Here is a 19,446-nt window from a genome sequence, read left to right as displayed (position 1 = left end):
TCTTGCGACGGGATTCAGGCTTCGGCCAATACTCCTGTCAACCGTTGGCGCACCCCGTCGACCAGCGCCAGAGTACCGGCGATGTCGTTGGCGACGCCGTAGACGTAATTGTCGGGACGCACCAGCGCTGCCTGGACGCCATACCGGGCAAACCAGTTCGCCATCACGCCGTCGCGTTCGCGATACGCCTGACCGTGCGCCGCGATCGGCACCAGTTGGGCGCCCAGCGCACGCGCCTGCTCCAGCAGTTCGGTGCCGATCTGGATCTGCGCAGCATCCAGAACGATGCGCCAGCCATTGCCACACACGGCATCCATCAATACCTCTTCGCCATTGACCACCAGCGTCGGCTGCGGGAACAAGCTACCGTTGGCTGCCTGCGGCCGCGGCGACAGCAATCCGGTTTCCAGAGGCGGGATGATGTTCTGGCGCGGTACCGTCTTGATGCTCCCGCCATCGGCGGCGATCAGGCGTGCGTCGCGCGCCCTGGCGGCGTCCACATCGCGTTCGCAGATCAGTTTTCCGATCTCCTTGATCCGCCCTGTCAGCGCACGCACATGCGCCCCGCGCTCCTGGCCATAGGACTCCAGCAAGCCGGCATCGGCAGCGCCGGCCATGACCAGCTTCAGCTTCCAGACCAGATTGGTGACATCGCGAATACCCTGGCACATGCCCTGTCCCAAGAACGGTGGCTGCTGATGGGCCGCATCGCCGGCGATGAAGACGCGGCCGTTGTTCCAGCGCTTGGCCACCAGTGCGTGGAAGCGATAGCTGGCCTGACGCCAGAGCGTGGCATCTTCCGGCGTGATCCAGCGCTTGAGCACGCTCCATGCGCCCTCTTCCGTGGCCATGTATTTCGGATCCTCGCCCTCCAGCAACGAGATCTCCCAACGGCGATGATTACCGGGGCCGATCACATAGCTGCTGGGGCGCTGCGGCTCGCAGAACTGAACACTGGTCTTGGGCAGCTTGGCCAGGCCGCGTTCATTGACCAGCACATCCACCACCAGCCAGGGTTCGTCGAAGTCCAGGTCTTCCAGTTCAATCCCGGCGGCCGCCCGCACATTGCTGGAGGCACCGTCGCAGCCGATCAGGTATTGGGCGCTGACGGTGTGGGCAGTGCCCAGTTCGTCGCGCACCTCGATAGTCACGCCGGCATCATTCTGCGACAGGCTGGTGAATTCCACACCGGTGGCCACGTCGATCTGATCGATGGCGGCCACGCGCTCGCGCAGGATGCGCTCCACCGGAGGCTGGGTGAACACCATGGATGGCGCGTAGCCCAGCGGGAAAGGCGGCTCGACCACGGCCAGCCGCTTGATCAGCTCACCATCGACACCGTAATACTCCGATGGCGTGAACGGCTCGGCATGTTCGGCTACCGCCTCGGCCACGCCAAGCTGCTGGAATACGCGCATGATCTCGTGATCCAGCGCAATGGCACGCGGCTTCTCATAGACGTGGTGCACCTTGTCGATGACCAGTACATTGAGCCTGGCCTGGCCCAGCAATGCCGCCGCGACCGCACCGGACGGTCCGAAGCCGACCACGATGACGTCATAGTGCGGCTTCATGCCACTTCACCTTCAGCGCCGATGGTGTTGACCAGCAGACCGATGTTCTCGATCTCGATCTCCACCTTGTCACCCTGCTTCATCCACACCGGCGGCGTACGCGACTGGCCCACGCCGGCCGGCGTGCCCATGATGATGACGTCGCCTGGTTCCAGGGTCACGCATTCGGTCAGCAGCGCGATGGTCTCGGCCACGTTCCAGATCATGTCGCGGGTATTGGCGTCCTGCATTACTTCGCCATTCAGGCGGCACTGGATGGACAGTCCTTCGGCACCGGGGGGCAGTTCATCGGCCGAGACCAGGAAGGGACCAAAGGCACCAGTCTTGTCGAAGTTCTTGCCGATGGTCCACTGTGGGGTCTTCTTCTGGTAGTCGCGCACCGACATGTCGTTGAAGGCGGCGTAACCGAAGACGTAGGACAGCGCATCTTCCTGGCGCACGTGACGGCCGGTGGTCTTGCCGATCACCACCGCCACTTCGGCTTCATAGTCGAACCGTTCGGAAACCTGGGGGGCCCAGGCCTTTTCCTGATGCGCCAGCAGCGAGCTGGTGGCACGCAGGAAGAACCAGGGATAGACCGGCTTCTCGCGTCCGCTCTCGGCGGCGTGATCGTAATAGTTCAAGCCCAGGCAGATGGTCTTGCCGGGTTCCGGCACCACCGGGGCGTAACGGATGTCGGCCAGCGGCAGGCGGTGGCCGGCTTCCTGATCGATCAGGGCTTGCGCCACGGCCACCAGGTCAACGCCCGCACGCAGCGCCGCACGGATATCGGAGGGCACGGCCGGATTGCTGGCATGGATGTCGATGACCTGGCTGCCGTGGACGACGCCCAGACGGGGACCTTGTGCAGTATGGAAGGTGACGAATTTCACTGGATGCTCCTGTTGAAGAAGGGACTACCTGTCAGTTGGCCGATAGGTCGGCAAAGCGGATCTGTTTCTGTGCGAACTTGATCTTGTCGGAGGGCGGCGGCGACACGCCCCACTGGTCCACGCGTCCGGGTGGCCAGGTCCAGTCGTCCGGTCCGCCGACCTTGTAGCTGTCGTCCACCTGCAGGATCTCGGCGGTGTATTCGATCACGAAGTCGGAGGGACCGATGAAATACGCGAAAGCATTGTTGCCCGGCCCATGGCGTCCTACGCCCCATTCGATGGGATAGCCGGCGTCGCGCATGCGCCCGGCACCGCGCATGACCGCATCGAGGTCGGGCATCACGAAGGCGATGTGATTGAGGGTGTTTTCGGCGGCGTCGGCCAGGGCGACGCTGTGGTGATCGCTACTGCAGCGCATGAAGGCCATGGCGCGGGTCCGGTCGGACAGCTTGAAACCCAGCGCACGCTCATAGAATGCCTGCGCCACGGCGACGTCCTTGCTGTTGAAGACGGTATGGGTGATGCGGATGGGCGAGTCGGCGCGCTCAGCGGTATCGGCGTGCAAGACATCCCCATGAACCAGGCGCAGCACACGCCCCTGCGGGTCCTGGATCAGGATGCCGATGCCGCCCCCCGGTTCCTCGACCGGGCCCAGGGGTTGCAGCACCTTGCCACCCTCGCGCGGAACCGCCTCGGCGATGCGCGAGAGGTCCCCGGCGGCAGCAACGCGGAAGGTGACGCTGCGCACATCGGGGACGGCGCTGCGATGCAGGGCCAGGATATGGTGCGCCGCGCCCGTGCCGCGCAGGTAGACCGCATCGCGCGTGCGTGCGGCGACCTGCAGATGCCAAATATCGGTGTAGAACTTTTCCGCTGCGTCCAGCTGGGTCACGCCGATGGCGATGCTGCGCAATGCGGACAGGGGGGATGAGGACATGAAAGCTCCTTGCTCAGGTTCTGAGGATTCAGTGGCGCTGGATGCCGAGGAAACGAGTGGCATTCAGGTGCAATATTTTTTCCCGCACATCCGGATCAGCGAAGGCTTGCTGCACGCTGGACACGGGTGATTTGTCGCGGAAGGCGAAGGGATAGTCGGTGCCGATCATCATGCCCTCCACGCCAAAGATATCGGCCAGGTGGCGCAAGGTCGGTGCGTCGAAAACCAGGGTGTCGTAATACAGCCGGCGCGCCACTTCACGCGGCGCGGCCATGCTCTCGGCCAGTGCCGGGAAGACCTGATGCGCCTGGGTCAGCCGGGGCAACAGACTGGCCAGGGTGCCACCGCCATGGCTGAAAGCCAGCTTCAGGCCGGGATAACGTGCCAGCAAACCCGAGGTGATCACGGAAGCCGCCGCCAGCCCGACATCGCCGGGATACGCCAGGGCCTGCTGCAATTGGGCGGGGCCGACCAGGCGATCCATGCCCACCGGCTTGACCGCGTGCACGAAGATGGCCGCATCCAACGCATGGGCCGCTTCGAAGAAAGGCGTCAGTACCGGATCGCCAATGGGCCTGCCATTGATGTTGCTGCCCAGCTCGACACCGGCAAATCCAAGCTCTTCGACCAGGTAGCGCAATTCGGCAATGGCCAGGTCCACGTCCTGCAAGGGCACTGCCCCCAGGGCGACCATGCGGCCGCCGGACTGGTCCACCATCTGCGCCATCTCTTCATTGATGTAGCGCAGCAGCTGCTGTGCCGGCGCCGCCTCCATCCAGTAGGACAGCAATTCGGGCATGGGCGAAATGGCCTGCACCCTGAGTCCACATTCGTCCAGGTCGACCAGCCGCTTGGGCACATCCCAGCAGCGATCCGAGACGGTGCGGTAGATTTTTCCGGCGATCATCACGTGCTGGTGGCAGGCATGGGCGGGCGCCATGGCGGGCCACTGAGCCGGTGCGGCACTACCGAGATAGCGCGGAAAGGCGTGCGGCACCACGTGGGCGTGGATATCCACGCCACAGGCACATCGGGCCGCCGGCCGTAGCATATTGTGCTCGGTCATGATGCGCTCAGGCAGCGATCTTCAGGCCCGCGGCCTTGACGCCTTCGATGCAGATCGCCTCGTCCTGATCGCCAGTGTCGCCGCTGGCGCCGACCGCACCGATCACGGCACCGGCCTCATCGACGATGAGCACCGCGCCAACCTGGGGAATGAACTTGCCCTGGCCGGTGGTGGACAGCGCCGCGAAGAAAGAGGGATTGTCAGCCGCACGTTTGACCAGGTTGCGGCTGTTCACACCCATCGCCACAGCAGCCCAGGCCTTACCCTGGGCGATGTCGATGCGGAACATGGTGGCACCATCTTCGCGCTCGGCCGCCTTCAGGTGGCCGCCGGCGTCGAGCACCACCACCCCCATGGGCTTGGCATTGCGTTGGCGGGCATCGGCCAGGGCGCCCGCAATGATCTGCTTGGCCTGGGCCAGGGTCAGTTGTGACATGTCTCTTCTCTTTTGCGTTGTTGGTAGGAGGTGATTATATATACAAAAAAATCAAACACAAGAAAATATATATATTTTTAGAGAAGCGGTCACTTTTGATAGATAAGCCTGGTTTTTGATATGAATGCGCTATACTCGCGGGAACTCTCCTGCCGTCCCTCGCGACCATGCCAAAAATCAGAAACGCCCTATCTATCGAGGAAAAAAGCCCGCCCGCCGCGAGTGCGTCGGTCACGCCGCTGGCCTCGCCCACCTTGTCCACCCTGGCCACCAACCTGTACGACCGCATGCGCAGCGACCTGCTGGCCGGTAAGCTGGAGCCGGGCCGCAAGCTGCAGATCGAGTTTCTGTCCGAGACCTATCAGGCCGGCCCGACGCCGGTACGCGAAGCCCTCAACCGCCTCACCTCAGATGGCCTGGTGGAAAGACGTGACCAGCGCGGCTTCGTGGTCAAGAGCATCAGCGCGGCCGACCTGGCCGAAATCACCAAGACCCGTTGCTGGCTGGAAGAGATCGCGGTCCGCGAATCGATCGCGGCCGCTTCGGTGGCATGGGAAGAGGAGCTGGTGCTGTCGTTCCACCGCCTGAGCAAGACTCCGCGTTCGCTGGCCGAGGATCACTATGAAGAAAACCCCGAATGGGAAAAGCTGCACCGCGCTTTCCACCGCGCCCTCATCAGCGGCTGTGGTTCGCGCTGGCTGATTGCGTTCTGCGAACAGTTGGCGGACCAGCTCTATCGCTATCGCCAGCTGTCGGTACGCAAAGTCTTCCCCAAGCGCCATGAGCATTCGGAACACAAGGACATCGTGGAGGCCGCACTGGCCGGCGATGCCGACACCGTGGTCCGCCTGCTGACCCACCACTACAACGCCACCGCCAACATCATCCTCGAAGACAAGGCGCTCTTCACGAAGGAACAGGCGTAAAAAAGGCGGCCTGCAGCAGGCCGCCCAATTCCTCAAGACCGTTGGCCTCAGAAGGTCGACACCATCCCGACGACGAACGAAGACACGTTCGAACCAGCAGTTGTAGCTACGCCCGCCCCCGCCGCATTGCTGACCGTGAAGGCGGCATTGCTGTTATTGCGGATTTCCGAGACGCCGATATACAAGCCCGTGCGCTTGGACAAGCGATAGTCATACCGAACCCCGTAGGAAGACGCATTGCCGCTGCTGCTGGACTGGCGCCGGTACTGGCCGAAGCTCAGCAACAAGGTGCCGCCTGCCATCCGCGGAATGGTGGCGTTGATTTCATAGAAGTTGTTGTCCGGATTGGCAAAGGTGCTCGATACCGCACTGGCCGGATCGGGACTGCCCCGGTGAATCTGGTACAGCACGGCCGGCTTGATGAAACCAAAGTCATAGGACACCGCCGCCAGGTAGTACTTGCCCAGGTACACCGGTGAGGTCGTGGCGGTGGTGGTTGCATACTTCTGCTGCAAGTAATCCAGGTCAGCCGAGAAGGCGCCGTTCTTGTAGTTGCTGCCCAGTGACATGGTATCGCCCATGGTGCGCGGGGCCGCGCCTTCGGTGCCGAATGCCATGACCGCACGCACGGTCACACCAGCCATGCTGGGGCTGACATAGCGCACCGAATTGGACAAGCGCGCGCTCGGCACATACACGAAGTTGTTGGTGGCATTGCCCCAGCCCAGTGTATTGAGCTCCCCCAGGGAATAATTCACGTAGGTCGTGAACAAGGCACTGTAGTTCACACCAGCCTGTATCTGCCCCAGGCTGCCACGTAATCCGACCCAGGACTCGCGATTGAACAGCGCCCCGTTGCCTGCGATGCCCCCGGTATCCAGGTTGAAGCCGTTTTCCAGGCGGAATATCGCCGCCAGCCCTCCTCCCAGATCTTCCGTTCCTTGAAAGCCGATGCGCGACGGTGCCACCGCGCTTGAATCCAGGCGGATCGTGGTGCCTGTGCCGGTATGAGCGGTCTGGATGGATGCGTCCAGCACTCCATAGATGGTCACTGATGATTGCGCCTGGACCGCGGATGCGCAGGCGAGCGAAGCGATGGCCGGTGCCATCAGGACGTACTTGCATTTCATTTCAAGAGTCTCCTTGAACAGCCTCCCAGGCAAGGCAGTCCGTGATCGATTAGGTTTTAGCGTTTTTATTTAATCGATTATATTTTTAATTAGATAATTTTGTATATATTTTTGATTTAAGATAGTTTTTGTATTTATTCAAAAACCACAACGGAGACCCTATGCCCGCCCTTCCCACCCTGACGATCAAGGCCAAGATGCGCCTGTGCTTCACCACACTGGGGCTGCTGTTTGCAATGATCCTGGCCTTGTTGCTGGTGCCGGGCAGCCCGCTCGCGCTGGCCGCCAGCATGGCGGCGGCAGGCCTGCTGTGCGCCGCCGTACTTGGATGGGCGCTATACCGTGCAGTGTTGATCCCACTGGATCGCGCGATCCGTCAGCTTGCGGCCCTGTCACGGGGTGACCTGGCCGATGCCAGAGCGGTGGCCGGTCCGCGCCTGGCCCGACTGGAGCGCGAGCTGGACGCGCTGCGCGAGAGCACCCGCACGCTGGTGGCCGCAATGGGGCAAGCCGCCTCTACCACTGGCGAGGTGGCGCGAGACATGGCCACGGAAAGCGATGCCCTGGCGACCCGCACGGCAACCCAACTGGAATTTCTGCGCCAGACCACCGAGTCCTTCGACCAGCTCACGCACACGGTATCGCGCAGCGCCAGCCAGGCACGCGATGCCGAGGCACTGGTGAACACCGCCTCACGCGCCGCTGGCGAGGGCCTGCATTCGATCCAGAGCGTGGCCGACATGATGGGTGCCATCGCGGCCAGTTCGCGCGAGATCGTGGCCATCGTCAGCCTGATCGATTCGATTGCCTTTCAGACCAACATCCTTGCCCTGAACGCGGCGGTGGAGTCGGCGCGAGCTGGCGAGCAAGGCAAAGGATTTGCCGTGGTGGCCGCCGAAGTACGGATGCTTGCGCAGCGCTCGGCAAGCGCGGCAAGGGATGTGAAAATCCTGATCGACAAATCGACGGGCAACGTCAGTGCCGGCAATGAACTCATCACCCAGGCCGGCGAGCGCATGCGGCATGTCGTGCACACCATCGGCGAGGGGGCTCACATCATGACCGGCATCGCCAGTGCCGGGGCCAGCCAGGCCGACGAGGTGCAACAAGCCAAAACGGCATTGCAGCGCATTGATGAAATGACGCGACAAAACGCCCAGCGTGTGGAGCAGACCAACCGCACTTCACAAGTGATGCAGGTGCAGGTCGACAAACTGATGATGATCATGTCGCCGTTTCACCGGCACCAATGAAATGGCCCGCTCCTTGGGGAGCAGGCCATTTTTTCCTCACCGCCCGGGCCGGACACGGCACCTCTCACCTGCGCGGCAACCTCACCGTCACCATCGTCTGCACCTGATCGTCAGAAGTCATGGTGATGTTCCCCCCATGCGCCTTGACGATCTGCTGGGCAATGAACAGTCCCAGGCCCAGCCCTTCCTTGCGGCCGATCTCGCGTTCGCCGCCACGGAAAGGATCGAAGATCACCGGCAGCAGCGCCGCCGGAATCACGCCACGATTGGCGATGGTCATCACCACTTCCTGGTCACTGCGGCCATCGATGCCGATGCAGATCGGGCTACCCGCCACGCCATGCTGCAAAGCATTGCCCAGCAGGTTGGCGGCCACCTGCCCCAGGCGGTCGCCATCCCAATAGCCGTTGTCATCCCCTTCGATGCGGCGCTCGATGATGCTGCCCGGATAGGTGGTCTGGTATTCCTGCACCACCCGTTCGGTAATCTCGCCCAGGCAGGCACTGGCGCGCGCCAGCGGGATACCGCCTGCCAGGCGGGCGCGGGCCAGGTCGAGCATGTTCTCGATCAGCTTGGCCATGCGCTTGCCGCCATTGAGGATCTGTTGCGAAGCCTTCTGCGCCACCTCTTCCTTGTAGATCCGCTGCAAGAGCGTTGCGGCCATCACTACCGCGCTCAAGGGATTGCGCAGGTCGTGGCCGAGAATGGCCACGAACATCTCGTTCATGCGCAGGGTTTCCGTGCGTTCCTGCAACTCCAGCGCCAGCAACTGCTTCTGGCGATACAGCTGGAAGAACACCTCGGCCTTGTTGCGCAGGATGTGCGGCTCGATGGGCTTGTAGAGGAAATCCACCGCGCCGCTCTCGTAGCCCTTGAACAAGCGGCGCTCGTCGCGCACGCCGGCCGTCACGAAGATCAGCGGCACGTTGCGGGTGCGCTCGCTGCCGCGGATCAGCTCGGCCAGCTCGAACCCATCCATGTCCGGCATCTGCACGTCCAGGAAGGCCAGCGCCACCTCATGCTGCAACAGCAGTTCCAGCGCCTCCAGGCCCGAGCGCGCCAGCAGCAGTTCGACGTCATCCCGCTGCAGCAGGGCCGAGAGGGCCAACAAGTTTTCGTCGAGATCGTCGACCAGCAGGAATTTCACCCGCGGCAGGTCTCTCTCTTTGTGCTTTTCTGTCACCTGCGTTCCTTTTCCTGGTCATTCCCTGTTACGCCCAGGGTGCCCAGCAGATCGGCGATCTGCGAGAGCGTGAGCACATAATCGATTTGTCCCAGTGCCAATGCCTGTGCCGGCATGTAAGGCACCTGTGCCTGTTGCGGACTTTGTACCACGGTTACGCCACCAGCGCGGGCAATGGCCTGCAAGCCGGCCGCGCCATCGTGGTTGCCACCGGTGAGCACGATGCCCAGCAGGCGCTCACGGTAGACATCGGCGGCCGACTCGAAGAGCACGTCGATGGCCGGGCGAGAATAATTCACCAGCTCATCGTTGGACATGGCCAGCAAGGGCCCGTCTTCGCTGCGGTCCACCAGCAGATGGTAATCCGGCGGCGCAAAATAGATGACGCCCGGCAGGGCCGGCTCCTTGTCCTGCGCCTCCACCACCGGCTGCACGCAGCGGTCGGCAAAGATCCTGGCCAGGAGGCTGGGCCGCTCGCGCGGGATGTGCAACACCACCATGGTCGCCACGCGCGCGCCCCGGCGCAGCGCCGGCAGGATCTCCGACAAGGCTTCCACCCCGCCGGCGGAAGCGCCGATGACGATCGCGTCGATGGCCCGCCCACCCAGGGCAGGCAAGGGCAAGGGACTCACAGGTCTCCCTTCTTCTGGAAGATGCGGTCTTCCCGCGCCACTTCATCGAAGGCCACGCCATGCGAGGAAAAGCGCATCGACTCCTTGGACCCCAGGCCCAGGAAGCCCTTGCGCACCAGCGATTCGCGGAACAGACCCAGCGCGCGCTCCTGCAGATGGCGGTTGAAATAGATCAGCACATTGCGGCAGGACACCAGGTGCATCTCCGCAAACACACTGTCGGTGGCCAGGCTGTGGTCGGAAAAGACCACGTTCTTGCGCAGCGATTTGTCGAACATCACGGCACCATAGGCGGCCGTATAGTAATCCGAAAGCGAGCTCCGTGCGCCGGATTTCTGGTGGTTGCTGGTAAAGCCGGCGATACGGTCCAGCTCGTAGACGCCGGCTTCCGCCTTCTTCAGGGCGGCCTGGTTGATGTCGGTGGCGTAGATGATGCTGCGCTCGAGCAGCCCTTCCTCGCGCAGCAGGATCGCCAGCGAATAGACTTCCTCGCCGCTGCTGCAGCCGGCCACCCAGATCTTCAGCGAGGGATAGGTGCGCAACAGCGGCACCACCTTCTCCCTCAGTGCGAGGAAGTAGCCTGGATCGCGGAACATCTCGCTGACCTGCACCGTGAGGTAATCCATGAGCGCCGGAAATACCGCCGCGTCATGCAGCACCTTGTCCTGCAATTGCGAAAGCGTCTCGCAGTGGAAGCGGATCATGGCCGTAGCCAGGCGGCGCTTCAGCGAGGCCCCCGCATAGCCACGAAAATCGCAGTGGTACTTGAGGTAGATGGCATCGAGCAGCAACTGCATCTCGATATCGAAATGCCGGTTGGCCAGTGCCTGGTTTATTTCGGCATCCATACGCGTACCAGGGACAGCAGTTTCTCCACATCCAGGGGCTTGGCGATGTAATCGTTGGCGCCTGCGGCCAGGCACTTCTCCTGGTCATCCTTCATTGCCTTGGCGGTCAAGGCGATGATGGGCAGGCGCCGCCAGATGGCTTGCTTGCGGATCTCGCGCATGGCGGTCAGGCCATCCATCTCGGGCATCATGATGTCCATCAGCACCAGGTCGATCGGCGCACCCGGCTGCTCCTGGCTGCGCTGCAGGGCTTGCAGCGCTTCGCGGCCGTTGCGGGCGATGTCGACCTTCATGCCCTTGGGTTCCAGCACCGAGGATAGCGCAAAGATGTTGCGCACGTCGTCTTCCACCACCAGGATGCGGCGGCCTTCGAAAACCGTCTCGCGGTCGCGCGCCACCTTGAGCATGCGCTGGCTCTCGGGCGGCAGTGTGGTTTCCACCTGGTGCAGGAACAGCGTCACTTCGTCGAGCAGGCGTTCCGGCGAGCGCGCATCCTTGATGATGATGGAGCGCGAGAAGCGGCGCAGGTTCTGTTCTTCCTCGGCCGAGAGCGAACGCCCGGTATAGACGATCACCGGCGGGAAAGCCACGTGCTCCTGCTCGGCCATCTTCTCCAGCAGCTGGTAGCCGGACAGATCGGGCAGGTTCAGGTCCATCACCATGCAATCGAAGGTGGTCTCACGCAGGCGCGCCAGCGCGTCGCCCGCGGTGCGCACGCCGACCAGGTTGATGTTCTCGCCGGCCAGCAACTGGCGGATGCTGTCGAGTTGGCGGGCATCATCCTCGACCACCAGCACGTGCCGCAGCCCCTGCAGGAACTTGGCTTCCAGCTTGCGGATGGCGCCTACCAGTTCCTCGCACTGCACCGGTTTCAAGGCATAACCGATGGCACCGCGTTCCAGCGCCTCGTGCGAATAATCGGCCACCGAGACCACGTGCACCGGGATATGGCGGGTCTTGGGATTGCGCTTGATCTGGTCCAGCACCCCCAGGCCCGAGAAGTCAGGCAGGTTCATGTCCATCAGGATGGCGCTGGGACGATACATCTCGGCCGCTGCAACGCCCTCATTGGCCGAGTGCGTGACCACGCACTGGAAGCCCATCTCATGGGCCAGGTCACGCAGGATCATGGCGAAGGCAGCATCATCCTCGATCACCAGGATCAGGCGTGAAGACGATTCGATGCGATGGCGGTCATCATCGATGGCGATGTCCTGCAGTTTCGCGGGCGCTGCCGGCACTATCTGCGGACCGGGAATACGGACATCCGGTGCGGTAGCGACCTGGGCTGCCTGCAAGGTGGCGGCGGCCGTGCTGGGCGCAGGCGGCGCGGTGCGCACCACGGCCGCCTCGCCGCTGTAGACCTGCGGCAGCGAGAGCGTGAAGATGCTGCCCTCGCCGACCCGGCTCTGCACCTGGATGTCACCGCCCAGCAAGTGCGCCAGGTCGCGCGAGATCGACAGGCCCAGGCCAGTGCCGCCGTACTTGCGGTGGGTACTGCCATCGGCCTGGCGGAAGGCTTCGAAGATGAACTGGTGCTGGTCGGCGCCAATGCCGATGCCCGTATCGCGCACCGCGAAGGCGATACGTCCGCCCGCATCGGGATAGATGCGCAGGCTGACCTCGCCCTTCTCGGTGAACTTGATGGCATTGGAGAGCAGGTTCTTGAGGATCTGGCCCAGGCGATGCATGTCGGTTTCCATGCGCTGTGGCACACCCGGATCGACCTCGACCTTGAAGCCCAGGCCCTTCTGCTGCGCCGTCATGGCGAAACTGGCCTTGAGTTCCTCGGCCATCTTGCCGACCACGAAGGATTCGGCAACGATGTCCAGCTTGCCCGCCTCCATCTTCGACAGATCGAGGATATCGTTGATCAGCGCCAGCAGGTCGTTGCCCGCCGAGGAAATGGTTTGCGCAAAACGCACCTGCTCTTCGGAGAGATTACCCTGCTTGTTGTCGGCCAGCAGCTTGGCCAGGATCAGGGTGGAGTTCAGCGGTGTGCGCAGTTCGTGGCTCATGTTGGCCAGGAACTCGCTCTTGTACTGGTTGGCGCGTTCCAGCTCGGTGGCCTTTTCCACCAGCACCACCTGGGTCTTGGCGAGGTCATCCTTCTGCAGTTCCAGCAGCTGGGTCTGCTCTTCCAGCTGCGCATTGGTCTCTTCCAGTTCGGCCTGCTGGGTTTCGAGGCGCAGTTGCGAGGCCTTCAGGGCCTGCCCCTGCTCTTCCAGCTCTTCATTGTTGACCCGCAGTTCTTCCTGCTGGGCCTGCAATTCCTCGGACTGGCGCTGGGTTTCTTCCAGCAGCTCTTCCAGGCGGGTGCGATCCTTGGAGGAGCGCACCGCAATGGCGATCTGGTCCGACAGGCGCGCCAGCAGCTCTTCTTCCTCGGGGCGCACGCGGCGCAGGAAGCCCAGTTCGAACACCGCCTGCACCTGGCCGTCGGCCGCCGCCGGTACGATCAGCAGTTCGCAGGGGGCGTGGCGGCCCACGGAGGAAGACACGGTGAGGTATTGCTCCGGCACATCCTTGACGTGCATCGGACGGTTGAGCTTGGCGGCCTGGCCCAGCAAGCCCTGGCCCTCGCGCAGATAAGGCGGCTGGTCAGCGTCGTCCTCTTCCAGCGCATAGGCCGCGAAGCGCTGGAACTGGCCACGTTCGGTACGCAGGTAGATGGCACCGACTTGCGCATTCAGATAGGCCGTGAGGAAAGCCAGCGTGTTCTCGCCCAGCGCGCCCAGGCGCTGTTCGCCCTGCAGGCGTTCGGCCAGGCCCATCTGGCCGGCGCGGATCCAGGCCTGCTTTTCGCGGGCGCGATAGTCGCGCGACGTGGTGACGGCGGCCGCAATGATGAGCACCAGCAGCAAGGCCGATCCGCCCCAGGCCACGGCGGTGGAGAACACCACGGCATCGCGCCAGTCCGACTGGCGGCTGGCCAGCAGGTCACGTTCCTGCTCTTCCATGTCGCGCGTGAGCACGCGTACCCGGTCCATGAACATCTTGCCGCGATCGGACTGCACCACCGCCAATGCGCCGGCGGTGTCGCCGTTGCGGCGGCGGGTGATGGTCTCGGCCAGCTCTTCGAGCTTGTCAGCGGCCACGCGCTCCACCTGCGACAGGCGCTGCAGTTGGTCGGGGTTGTCGGAGAGCAGCTCGCGCAGCTTGGCGATTTCGCCCGGCAGCGCGGCGCGCGCCTGATTGTAGGGACTGAGGTAGGACTCGGTACCGGTCAACAGGAAGCCGCGCTGGCTGGTCTCGGCATCCTTCAAAGTCGACACCAGCACCTGCAGTTGCTCGCGCACCTTCATGGTGTGCGATACCGCATTGGCGGCTTCGCCCCGGCTGACCGAGGCCTCGTAGGTGAACAGGGCGATCAGCAACACGGCCAGGATGGCAACGGCAAAACCGATCAGCGGCCCGAGGGGCAGCGGTGGTCCGGAAAAGGCGCCCTTGCCCTGGCGCTTCAACATGGCAATACGTTCTTCAGCTTGGCTGGAATAAACCCGCACGGTGCGCTCCGTTGTTGGAATCATTGGTCGAGCTGCGGGGGCTGTCTGTGGTCTTGCCCCCTCCCCTTGGTATTGCCGCCGGGAAAGCCGGGGATTATACGGCCGGCTTCCGGTTTGCGCAGAGCACCGGCAGAGGCGGTTTCATCGCGCTCTTGCCAGGCCTGAACCCGGCTAGGACAAAGCGCCGCCGCGTCGGTTCCGTAACACTGTCATCCGGGTGCTGACAGGCCGTGTCAATTGCCGGCCAGGCCGGCGGCAATATTGATGGACAAGCCGATGATGGCGGCGTTGAAGACGAAGCAGATCAGGGAGTGGGCCAGCACCGCCTTGCGCATTGCGCGCGTGGCCACGGCCACATCCGAGGTCTGCACAGCCACGCTGATGGTGAAGGCGAAATACAGGAAATCCCAGTAGCCCGGATTGCGGATGCCGTCTGGAAAGCGCAGCGGCAGGGCTTCCGGGTTATCGTCATCGGCATAGAACAGGCGCGCGTAATGCAGCGTGAAGATGGTGCCAATCAAGGCCCACGAGCCAAAGACGGTGGAGGCCGTAAAGGCATAGCGCAACAGACGTCCACTCTCGTTATGGTGGCTGCTGCCGCCCAGCTCTACCAGGATGGCCAGGAGACTGGCAATGGCGGCTACGCAGATCATCACCAGCACCACGTGGGCGCTTTCATCTTCGGTCTCGGCCAGGCGCTTGACGGCCTTGGCATCGGCCCGCAGCATCATCAGCCACAGGCTCAGCAGATAGAACCAGACCCCGGCATTCCAGCCGATGAGGCTGCGGCCGATCCAGGTGCTGGCAGGGATGAGGAGGGAGGCGGCGATCCCGACGCCAATGCCGATGAGCAAGCGCGGATGGACCTGGACGATGTGGCGGGCGACGGACATTGTTCTTGTTGATGTTGTGAATCTTCTGTGAAGGCGCCCTCAGACTGTGGCGCCCCGGCTGGGCTGGATAACAGGATGTTGTGGCCAATCAAACCTGCTCATCTGGATGTTTCTGCGCAATCGTATCCGAGTTGCCTTAAGGATAGGGGGATTTCTTCGTAGTCTGAAAGCGCTGCCCGACCAGCAAGTACCGTAGAGAATTTACGTTCTTGCTGGCTTATCGCAAATCACCAAGGCTGGATACTCAAGCCGCTTTAGTCTTCTGATATTTTTCGGTGCCGATGTGCTCCACGGAAATCTTTACCCAGCCATGCGCAAATAGCTGAGCTATGGTTCTTTCATCAAAAACCGCTTGGTTTTTCCCTGGGTCCGGAAATAACCGGGCTCGATCTCCTCCCCCTCGCCAGCACCAAAGTTCTTATCGGCTGTCGAGTTCAATCGGGATACAAACAGGCCACCGCATTGCCCTCGTCCATAGATTGCTATCATGAGCTCTCATTCATCAGTTGCTTCCGATCCAGCAAGCTGCGAGCCACCCCATGAGAGACCTGCCCCCCAGCGCCACGTTACGCGCCTTTGAAGCCGCCGCCAGGCATGCCACCTTCACCTCCGCCTCGGAAGAGCTGCACGTCACCCAGAGCGCCGTCAGCCATCAATTGCGACATCTTGAGGATCTGTGGGGCGTGCAGCTGTTCCAGCGCGGCAGGTCGCTGGCACTGACACCTGCCGGAGCGGCGCTGGCACCGGTAGTGCGCGAGTTCTTCATGAAGCTGGAGACGACGCTGGCCGATCTGCGCGAGCAACGAGGGAGGGTACGGCTCAAGGTCAGCACGACCTATTCGTTCTCGCTGAAGTGGCTGCTGCCCCGCCTGCCGGCTTTATCCCGAAAGCATCCGGAGATCCTGGTCACGCTGGAAACCACGGATACCACCATCAATTTCGCGCCAACGGACCCCGACGTGGCGATCCGCCTTGGCAACGGCAATTATCCCCACCTGTTTTCCGAGTACCTGTTCCGCGAACAGATTTTTCCGGTGGCCAGTCTGCCCCTGCTCAAGAGCCTCGGCATGCTACGCAAGCCGGCCGACCTGCTGCGCTATCCCTTGCTCACGCGCGCTGGTGCGGACATGGTGCCCAAATGGGACCTGTGGTTCCAGCAGGCCGGGGTCGCCGTTTCCGCTCTCAGGGAAAGCGTGCGTTTTGCCGACACCAACATGACCATCCAGGCAGCGCTGCTGGGACAAGGCGTGGCATTGGCGCGCAGTGGTCACGTGGAGAACGAGCTGGCCGATGGCAGCCTGGTCAGATTGTTCAACATTGCGCTGCCATCGCCACTGGCCTACTACTTCGTCTGTCCAAAGGGAATAGAAGATCAGCCCCACGTTGCCAGATTCCGTGAATGGATCATGGAAGAGTCCGTCAACGCCGCAAAGCGCTACTGATGCGCCAGGTATCATGGCATGAGCATCTATTCATGCTCCGATGAAGAGACTTCGCTTTAGTCCCGGCGCGGGCATGCTTACCATGGCATATGCCTGTTCACATCGTCCTGCTCATTCTCTTCGCCGCACTCTTGCATGCCGGCTGGAACGCACTGCTACGCGCCGGTACTGATCGTCTCTGGTCGATGACCGTCATGTGCCTGGCGGTCGGCATCGCCAGCGCCATCGCCGCCTTGTTCATGGCGCCACCAGCCAGCGTCAGCTGGGGCTATGCCGTGTTGTCGGCCATGCTGCACGTGGGCTACAACCTGTTTCTCGTGCGCAGTTACCGCACCGGCGATTTCGGACAGATCTATCCGATTGCGCGGGGCAGCTCTCCTGTCCTGGTGAACGCGGGGGCTTTCCTGTTCGCCGGCGAGAAGCCAGACCCGGCTGCACTGCTGGGGATTGCGCTGGTCTCGGCCGGGATCATCTTTCTCGCGTTCAGGGGATCCAGGCTTCGGATGCCCAGCCTGCCCTACGCCTTGGGCACGGGTTGCTTCATCGCCGCCTACAGCGTGGCCGATGGTATCGGTGCACGCCTGTCCGGAGCACCGATGGCATATACCGCGTGGATGTGCGCCCTGTGGGGACTGCTGATGCCCGCGCTCTACGTTGGCCTGCGCGGCAGGCGCAGCCTGTGCTTGCCCCGCCCCGGGTTCGGCCAGGGCTTTGCCGGCGGTTTGGTATCGCTGCTGGCCTACGGCATCGTCATGTACGCCATGTCTGTCGCCCCCATGGGAGCGGTCTCCGCATTGCGCGAAACCAGCGTGCTGTTTGCGGCACTGATCGGCTACCTGTTCCTGGGCGAGTCCCTGACTATCCTGCGACTGCTGGCTTGTGTGGCGATTGCGGCTGGCACGGTCATGATCGGCTAGTGGCATGTCAGCCTGGGCCGAACAGCAAATACGGTTTTATTTCACAACAAGGAGTTTCCAATGGCTACCGAGAATCAAGCGCCGGTCATTCTGATCACCGGCGCAAGTCGCGGCATGGGCGCAGCGACCGCACGACTGGCCGCGGCCCGCGGCTACGACGTGGCGCTGAGCTATGTCGCCAGCGAGTCTGCGGCCCAGGCGGTTGCGGAGGATGTACGCAAGTTCGGGCGGCGCGCCCTGGCGATGCGGGCCGACAGCGCCGACCCGATACAAGTCGCGGCCCTCTTCGACGCAATCGACCGGGAGTTCGGGCGCATCGACGTACTGGTCAACAACGCCGCCATCCTCCAGCAGCAGTCACGCCTGGAAGAGCTGGACTTTGCGCGGATACAGCGGATCTTCGCCGTGAATGCAATCGGTCCCATGCTGTGCGCGCAGCATGCGGTCAGGCGGATGGCCTACCGTCATCAAGGGCGCGGCGGCGTGGTGATCAACATCTCATCGGCGGCAGCCCGGCTTGGCAGCCCCAATGAATACGTGGACTACGCTGCCTCCAAGGGCGCACTGGAAACCTTCACGACCGGCCTGGCCAAGGAGGTCGCGCGCGAGGGTATACGCGTGAACTGCATCCGCCCGGGGCACATCTATACCGAGATGCATGCCAGCGGCGGCGAGCCGGGCAGAGTGGACCGCGTCAAGGACTCCATCCCGATGGGGCGCGGTGGCCAGCCGGAAGAAGTGGCCCGCGCCATACTGTGGCTAGCGAGCGAAGAGGCATCCTTCACCACTGGCACGTTCCTCGATGTGACCGGTGGCAAGTGAGTGACTGCCGGCGCTGTTGATTTGAGATGCTCAACTGGAAAAGATCCATTCGGAGAGCAAATCAACAGCCTGGGTCATTTCTTCTTTTTTTGATTAGATCCTAGTCGCAATTAACGGATTCCGCCTGAAAGTGGTGAGACCCAGTATTCGTTCCAAGCAACGCATTCAACATGAAGAGCTGCCAAAGCGAAGTCATTGCCAGCGATTGCATTGCGATCCAGCTTATTCATCTCTATCGGAAGGAACGAATCATGAAACTCAACAACAAGGTGGCATTCATTACTGGCGGCACGTCGGGTATCGGCCTGGAAACCGCAAAGCTGTTCCAGGCGGAAGGGGCCAACATCGTGTTGGTCGGTTCGAATGCTGAACGTCTGGCCGAAGCAGGCAAGGTGCTCAATGGCAAGGCAGTATTGATCCAAGCCGATGTCCGCAAGGTCGCCGACATCGAACGTGCCGTTGAGGAGGCGCGTGCCAAGTTCGGCCATATCGACGTTGTGTTTGCCAACGCCGGCGCCAGCACTGTCGCCCCTCTGGATGCTGTCACGGAGGAGTACATCAACGACAACATCGCGTTGAACTTTACCGGTACATTCTTCACGATCCAAAAAACCACCCCGCTGATGAAAAACGGCGGTAGCGTGATCGTCACGACCTCGTTCCTGAATACCATAGGTTACCCGGGGCTATCGATCCTTGCCGCCACCAAGGCTGCGACACGCTCCCTGGTGCGTACCTTGGGTGCAGAACTGGCATCGCGTGGCATTCGCGTGAATGCCGTTAGCCCAGGTGCGATCGCAACGCCGTTCTACAGCAAGATCGGTCTTCCTGAAAACGTGCTGGCCCAGGTCGCTGCAAGCATTACCGATAAGGTTGCACTCAAACGTTTTGGCAACGCGGAGGAACTGGCCAAAACGGCTTTGTTCCTGGCGAGCGACGATTCGTCGTACACCACCGGTACCGAGCTGGTTGTTGATGGTGGCCTGACTCAGTTCTGACGATACAAGTC

General features: G+C 62.3%; 17 protein-coding genes. 6 read left to right on the top strand and 11 right to left on the bottom strand.

Annotated elements, in window-relative coordinates:
* Nucleotides 1-14: 14 nt before the first annotated feature.
* Genes ACVC5H_RS07945 through ACVC5H_RS07925 form a run of 5 tightly spaced genes read right to left on the bottom strand, consistent with a single transcriptional unit; the run spans nt 15 to nt 4,885 of the window.
* A complete protein-coding gene (locus ACVC5H_RS07945) occupies nt 15-1,574 on the bottom strand; it encodes a bifunctional 3-(3-hydroxy-phenyl)propionate/3-hydroxycinnamic acid hydroxylase (protein ID WP_489621799.1) in 1,560 nt (519 codons plus the stop codon).
* Nucleotides 1,571-2,446 (bottom strand): fumarylacetoacetate hydrolase family protein, encoded by an 876-nt coding sequence (locus ACVC5H_RS07940; RefSeq protein WP_489621798.1) that lies wholly within the window; start codon nt 2,444-2,446, stop codon nt 1,571-1,573. The genes ACVC5H_RS07945 and ACVC5H_RS07940 overlap by 4 nt, the downstream gene beginning before the upstream one ends.
* A gap of 31 nt (nt 2,447-2,477) precedes the next feature.
* Nucleotides 2,478-3,383 carry a VOC family protein gene (locus ACVC5H_RS07935; RefSeq protein ID WP_489621797.1) on the bottom strand — a complete coding sequence of 302 codons (906 nt, stop codon included), beginning with the start codon at nt 3,381-3,383 and terminating at the stop codon, nt 2,478-2,480.
* Between the two features lie 28 nt (nt 3,384-3,411).
* Nucleotides 3,412-4,449: an amidohydrolase family protein gene (locus ACVC5H_RS07930; RefSeq protein ID WP_489621796.1), complete on the bottom strand. Its 1,038-nt coding sequence runs from the start codon at nt 4,447-4,449 to the stop codon at nt 3,412-3,414.
* Between the two features lie 7 nt (nt 4,450-4,456).
* Nucleotides 4,457-4,885, bottom strand: coding sequence for a GlcG/HbpS family heme-binding protein (locus tag ACVC5H_RS07925; RefSeq protein ID WP_489621795.1), 429 nt, complete (start codon nt 4,883-4,885; stop codon nt 4,457-4,459).
* 167 nt (nt 4,886-5,052) lie between these two features.
* On the opposite strand from ACVC5H_RS07925, the gene ACVC5H_RS07920 reads away from it, so the two are divergent.
* Nucleotides 5,053-5,811, top strand: coding sequence for a GntR family transcriptional regulator (locus ACVC5H_RS07920; RefSeq protein ID WP_489621794.1), 759 nt, complete (start codon nt 5,053-5,055; stop codon nt 5,809-5,811).
* A gap of 47 nt (nt 5,812-5,858) precedes the next feature.
* Here ACVC5H_RS07920 and ACVC5H_RS07915 read toward each other — a convergent pair whose 3' ends face one another.
* Nucleotides 5,859-6,941, bottom strand: coding sequence for a porin (locus ACVC5H_RS07915; protein WP_489621793.1), 1,083 nt, complete (start codon nt 6,939-6,941; stop codon nt 5,859-5,861).
* A 161-nt stretch (nt 6,942-7,102) separates the two neighbouring features.
* Between ACVC5H_RS07915 and ACVC5H_RS07910 the strand changes: the two genes are divergently transcribed.
* Nucleotides 7,103-8,194: a methyl-accepting chemotaxis protein gene (locus ACVC5H_RS07910; RefSeq protein ID WP_489621792.1), complete on the top strand. Its 1,092-nt coding sequence runs from the start codon at nt 7,103-7,105 to the stop codon at nt 8,192-8,194.
* Between the two features lie 64 nt (nt 8,195-8,258).
* Here ACVC5H_RS07910 and ACVC5H_RS07905 read toward each other — a convergent pair whose 3' ends face one another.
* The 5 genes from ACVC5H_RS07905 to ACVC5H_RS07885 all read right to left on the bottom strand — a co-directional run bounded on the left by ACVC5H_RS07905 (nt 8,259) and on the right by ACVC5H_RS07885 (nt 15,256).
* On the bottom strand, nt 8,259-9,377 hold the full coding sequence (locus tag ACVC5H_RS07905; RefSeq protein ID WP_489621791.1) for a hybrid sensor histidine kinase/response regulator: 1,119 nt from the start codon (nt 9,375-9,377) through the stop codon (nt 8,259-8,261).
* Nucleotides 9,374-10,009, bottom strand: a complete 636-nt coding sequence (locus ACVC5H_RS07900; RefSeq protein WP_489621790.1) for a chemotaxis protein CheB — start codon at nt 10,007-10,009, stop codon at nt 9,374-9,376. The genes ACVC5H_RS07905 and ACVC5H_RS07900 overlap by 4 nt, the downstream gene beginning before the upstream one ends.
* A complete protein-coding gene (locus ACVC5H_RS07895) occupies nt 10,006-10,857 on the bottom strand; it encodes a CheR family methyltransferase (protein WP_489621789.1) in 852 nt (283 codons plus the stop codon). The genes ACVC5H_RS07900 and ACVC5H_RS07895 overlap by 4 nt, the downstream gene beginning before the upstream one ends.
* Nucleotides 10,842-14,324 (bottom strand): response regulator, encoded by a 3,483-nt coding sequence (locus tag ACVC5H_RS07890; protein WP_489622666.1) that lies wholly within the window; start codon nt 14,322-14,324, stop codon nt 10,842-10,844. The genes ACVC5H_RS07895 and ACVC5H_RS07890 overlap by 16 nt, the downstream gene beginning before the upstream one ends.
* A 272-nt stretch (nt 14,325-14,596) precedes the next feature.
* Complete coding sequence (locus ACVC5H_RS07885; RefSeq protein ID WP_489621788.1) at nt 14,597-15,256, bottom strand: DUF1345 domain-containing protein; 660 nt, start codon at nt 15,254-15,256, stop codon at nt 14,597-14,599.
* 539 nt (nt 15,257-15,795) lie between these two features.
* Between ACVC5H_RS07885 and gcvA the strand changes: the two genes are divergently transcribed.
* The 4 genes from gcvA to ACVC5H_RS07865 all read left to right on the top strand — a co-directional run bounded on the left by gcvA (nt 15,796) and on the right by ACVC5H_RS07865 (nt 19,435).
* Complete coding sequence (gene gcvA / locus ACVC5H_RS07880; protein WP_489621787.1) at nt 15,796-16,698, top strand: transcriptional regulator GcvA; 903 nt, start codon at nt 15,796-15,798, stop codon at nt 16,696-16,698.
* 89 nt (nt 16,699-16,787) lie between these two features.
* The gene (locus ACVC5H_RS07875; protein WP_489621786.1) at nt 16,788-17,615 is read left to right on the top strand and encodes an EamA family transporter; all 828 of its coding nucleotides are present in this window, start codon (nt 16,788-16,790) and stop codon (nt 17,613-17,615) included.
* Nucleotides 17,616-17,675: 60 nt separating this feature from the next.
* Nucleotides 17,676-18,437: an SDR family oxidoreductase gene (locus ACVC5H_RS07870; protein ID WP_489621785.1), complete on the top strand. Its 762-nt coding sequence runs from the start codon at nt 17,676-17,678 to the stop codon at nt 18,435-18,437.
* Nucleotides 18,438-18,688: 251 nt separating this feature from the next.
* The gene (locus ACVC5H_RS07865) at nt 18,689-19,435 is read left to right on the top strand and encodes an SDR family oxidoreductase (RefSeq protein ID WP_489621784.1); all 747 of its coding nucleotides are present in this window, start codon (nt 18,689-18,691) and stop codon (nt 19,433-19,435) included.
* Nucleotides 19,436-19,446: the final 11 nt, after the last annotated feature.

The sequence above is a fragment of the Herbaspirillum sp. Her3 genome (assembly GCF_057961275.1).
The sequence above is the reverse complement of the archived record's forward strand: the minus strand, read 5'-3'. Positions and strand labels throughout refer to the sequence as shown.